This is a genomic window from Agrobacterium bohemicum (genome assembly GCF_002896715.1).
Classification (GTDB): domain Bacteria; phylum Pseudomonadota; class Alphaproteobacteria; order Rhizobiales; family Rhizobiaceae; genus Agrobacterium; species Agrobacterium bohemicum.
This window is the reverse complement of record NZ_PGEL01000009.1, coordinates 1-4,540: the sequence shown is the minus strand read 5'-3', so window position 1 is coordinate 4,540 and position 4,540 is coordinate 1. Positions and strand designations below refer to the sequence as shown.

Here is a 4,540-nt window from a genome sequence, read left to right as displayed (position 1 = left end):
TGGCAAATCCACCATGCTGGCGGCAGCCCGCGACGCCTGGGAGCACCAAGGGTTTACCGTTCATGGCGGCGCCCTTGCCGGAAAGGCAGCCGAAGGTTTGACGCAATCATCCGGCATTGCGGCACGCACTTTGGCATCATGGGAGTATGGCTGGAACAAAGGCAAAGGTGAACTTCAGCGCGGCGACATCCTTGTCATCGACGAGGCCGGCATGGTGGGAAGCCGACAGCTTGCGCGGATCGTGTCGCAGGTCGAAAAGCGAGGTGCCAAACTCGTTCTGGTTGGCGATCACGAACAGCTTCAGGCGATCGGTGCGGGCTCGCCGTTCCGGGCGATAGCCGAGCGCATCGGTTCGGTCGAGCTTTCTGACATTCGTCGACAGACACAGGAGTGGCAGCGGCAGGCGTCGGTGGCGTTTGCCACCCATCGCACCGGTGTTGGACTGGCGGCTTACGCTGAACAGGGCAGCGTCCAATTTGCCGATGACCGCGATAAGGCGCACGAACAACTCGTGGCTGACTATCTCGCTGATCGCCTCGACAATCCCAATGCTTCACGCATTGCCCTTGCCCATCGCCGCGTCGATGTTCGCGCCATCAATGACGGCATTCGAACCGCGCTGCAGGCGCAGGGGCTGCTTGCGAAAGGCAGTGGTCTGGGCGTCGGCGACGATGAAGCGTCGACCGTTCAAGTCGGGACGGGTCTTGCTGACAATGGAGATCGTGAGATCGTCTATCAGACCGTCAACGGCAAGCGTTCGTTCGCGCCCGGCGATCGCATTCTGCTTTNGGAAAACAACCGTGATCTCGCTGTGAAAAACGGCATGCTGGGAACCGTGGAGGCCGTCGAGCCGAACGCAATACATATGCGGCTCGACGGAGCTGCCAGCGGGCAAAACAATGCCCGTGTTCTCTCTCTACCCGTCAAAGATTACCAAANTTTTGATCATGGCTATGCGACCACCATTCACAAGGCACAAGGCGCCACCGTCGACCGTGCCTTCGTCATGGCATCCTCAACCATGGACCGGCATCTCACCTATGTGGCCATGACCCGTCATCGTCATCAGGCAAAGCTCTATGCCGGTCGCGATGACCTTACCGACATGAAGGAGATGGTGGCCAGCATGAGCCGGTCCGGTGCCAAGGAAACGACGCTTGATTACACAAACGCCTTTGCCGAACGACGTGGTTTGGACCTCAAGTCCGATAGTGACGACGACATAAAACTTGCACATGCTCCAACAGCCGTGCAGAAAATTTCCAGCCATGCCGGGCAACCGGTGGGCCAGGAGCAGGATCGGCCACACGATCGCAGGCAGGCTGACGAGGAGCCGGTCCACGATCTGGTCGGTCCTGCGTTCAACGCCGTCGGTTCCGAGCCCGATCTTGAGCATATCCAACCCGATCACGGCCAGCGTCTCGTCCCACCCGCAGACGTTCCCGCTCCACTCGTTCCCGCCATCACCCATTATGACCGCACCGTCGAAGACATCGCCCGCGAAAGGGCAAAGCCGTCCCTGGAGCACGACATGCAGGCCGTCCGCTCCGTCGGTCGTGAGGTCTACCTCGATCCTGAGCAGGCAGCAGCCAGGCTTCGTGCCGCCATTGTTGACACCGGCATTGAGGGGCACGCCCTGGCCAGATCACTCGTTGAGACCCCCGAGCAGTTCGGAGCCTTGCGCGGTAAAGTCGGGCTTCTCGGAGACAACAAGGAGCGCAAGCTTGCTCGCCATTACACACAGGCGCTTGGCAACCACGTGCTATCAGCGGCCAACACCTGGCAGCGTCGTTTGGAGGCAGAGCGCAAGTCAGAAACCTGGAAACGTCAGCGACAGGATATCGTCGAAGTCCCCGGTCTCACACCCCGAAGCCACGCCCTTCTGCAGCAGTTCGACAGCCTGCCCCTTGAAGACAGGCCGACAGTCTTTGCGCAACTCTGCGCCACGCCACACGGACAACAGGCCATCGTTGAGGCGCGGGCAATCGTCAACGCCCTTGAGCAACGCTTTGGCAGCGCCGACATGCGCACCCTGAAACCGGAGGCGCTACGGCTGGCTCCAGAGATGACCCACACACTCGATCAGATCAAAGATGTGGCCCGCATCGTCGAGCGGGTCCAACGGGCAGAACTCACCCGGCAGTACGAACTCAAACAGTCCCTGACGAAAAGCCTGGGCCTGAGGATGTGATGTCAGCCAGCAGAGCCAACCACGCATCATCGAGATTGGTCGCAGCCCAAAGCGTTTCCTGCCTCCCGCGATCGGATAGACCTATCAACAGGGATCTAGATCAGAAACCAGATCGCAATGGCCGCAACCATGCCAAGAGCCACGACCTGCCGCGCTATCGGCGCAACTCCAGGCCTGTATGACGCCGTCACAGGGACAGGCTCCCCAACTGACGGATAGCCCTCGTCGCTCACGGCTGAGGACACGACATCGGTCGTCGTGTCTGCTGTGGTGGCGTCAGAAACTGTCGCAGGCGACATTGCCGCCACGGCAACAACGTTTGCAGTCACCTCATCGGACTTGACCGTGACAGATACCTCGCAACCGGATCTGAGGGCGTCAACGGCGTGTTGGGCCGCCGCAGTGTCGTTATCGGCTTCTACGAGGGATGTATGCGTAACAAGAAAAANGGGCATCGCTTCCAGAACTGTTCGAACCAAACCATCATCAGCAAGAACGCCGATCTTTCCGCGACACCATTTTTACCCTGGGCCACGATTACTCATCGTCAGGTTGGTCAGGGAGTGGTTCAGCATCGGGCACGACCCTGCCCTCCTTTCGACCACCAAGAGACTGGATAAGATCCACAACCCGCTGGCGAATGCTGGCCTCGTCAATCGCCAGAAACGCCTTGGCCAACGCCGTGCTCTCTCATAAAGGCTCTTGGAATGGACGCAACCCTTGCAGAGCGCAAGGAGCTCGCTCACGAGCTCGGCCAAACAGGCGAGGCGACAGTTTTGCAGCGATGAATACATGGCTGCAAAGGCTTTGCTCAAGAAGCTGTCTGATGACGGCGGCAAGGTTCCGGCAAACTTCTGGACTGACTTAAGGATGTGCACAGGGACACCTTGCAACGCCAGGGTCTCTAAATTGACACGTTAGCGTTTGCGAATGAACCTTTCAACACCTCGAGGGTTATGTCTCCGAGCAAAAATCAGCTCTCAGTTTTGTTTTTGAGCCGCCGCGTGAAAAAGGCGGCGGCTCTTTTCAAGGAGACCCTCATGAACTCGATCATTTATCTGGTGGGACTAGTCGTCGTTGTCCTTTTTGTTCTCTCGCTTCTGGGGCTACGCTGATGGTTGATTCAACGTTGATCGAAANTCCCAACCGTAGCTACGTCGACTGGCCTGCAATTTTTGCCGGCACGGCGATAGCTTCCGGTTCCATGGCTGTCCTTACCGCATTCGCTGGTGGGCTTGGTCTGAACGCGATTTCTGCAGATAACGGCGGCGAGATCAGCACCACGTGGCTTGTTGTCACCGGACTTTTCGTCATCCTCTCAATGGTCGCATCATACATGCTTGGTGGTTACATCACCGGACGCATGAGGCGCCCAGCTGGATCAGCTGATCGAAACGAATTGACGACCCGAGACGGCATTAATGGGTTGGTTGTGTGGGGCATTGGTACGGTAATATCAGCCTTTTTGGCACTGAGCGTCGTATCGGGTAGTGTTAGGGCGGTCGGAAGTGCTGCTCAGACAGCTGTAGAAGCCACAGGCTCCGCCGTTGGTGGCGCAGCGCAAGGCGCGGGTCAGTTGGCCGGCGGTGTGGTTTCGGGCGCGGGTAATGCCCTCGGCGGAGTTGCTCAGGGTGCAGGTCAAGCCACTGCTCCAAGCATCGAGCAGTCTTTACCGCAAGGCCTTAAGACGAACCCGATCGACTATTTCACTGACACTTTGCTGCGGACTGACGCGCCTGCTCTCAACTCTGACCAAANCGGTGCTGACTTTCAGCGCCAAGCCGGCGGCATACTGAGCAACCTGCTTTCTACGGGCGAAATCTCTGATGCGGACAGGACGTGGCTGGCAAACCAGATTGCGGCTCGTACAGGCATTCCTCAGCCGGACGCGCAGACACGCGTGAATCAAACAGTGGGTCGTGTGCAGGCGGTTCGGACGGCAGCTCAGCAACGCGTTGACGAAGCCCAAAAGAAAGTCGACGAACTGACCGCACAGGCTGAAAAGGCCCTGCAGGATGCTAAAACTGCCGCTGCAGATGCCGCTGAAAAAGCACGCGTAACGGGCATCCTTACCGCGTTTCTTCTCGCGGCGTCTTCTCTTGTAGCGGCAGCAGCGGCATACATCGGCGCTGTTCACGGGGGACGTCACCGCGACGAGGGTCGTGTGTGGGGTGGCCTAGCTTATCGTAAGTAATCAGCACAGAATTTCCGGAAATGGGGAATTTTATGTTTNGACTAAAGGCCGGTGCGGTTCGCACCGGCCTTTTATGTGTTCCACACGACTGCAGTTGCCACGGCCTGTCCCAGTTGCCATCCAACGCCATCAATGATGCACAGGAAAGACATGAA

Annotated in this window: 2 protein-coding genes and 1 pseudogene; all 3 read left to right on the top strand. The window is 58.3% G+C overall.

The window, feature by feature from the left end:
- Window positions 1–2,191 (top strand): AAA family ATPase (locus CUC55_RS00110; RefSeq protein WP_157940873.1); only part of this gene is annotated, 2,191 nt, incomplete at its 5' end.
- Window positions 2,192–2,880: 689 nt separating this feature from the next.
- A pseudogene (locus tag CUC55_RS23440) lies at window positions 2,881–3,043 on the top strand (DUF3597 family protein); the annotation flags it as partial.
- Between the two features lie 262 nt (window positions 3,044–3,305).
- Window positions 3,306–4,385 (top strand): PspA/IM30 family protein, encoded by a 1,080-nt coding sequence (locus CUC55_RS00100; RefSeq protein WP_103086620.1) that lies wholly within the window; start codon window positions 3,306–3,308, stop codon window positions 4,383–4,385.
- The last annotated feature ends 155 nt before the right edge of the window (window positions 4,386–4,540 follow it).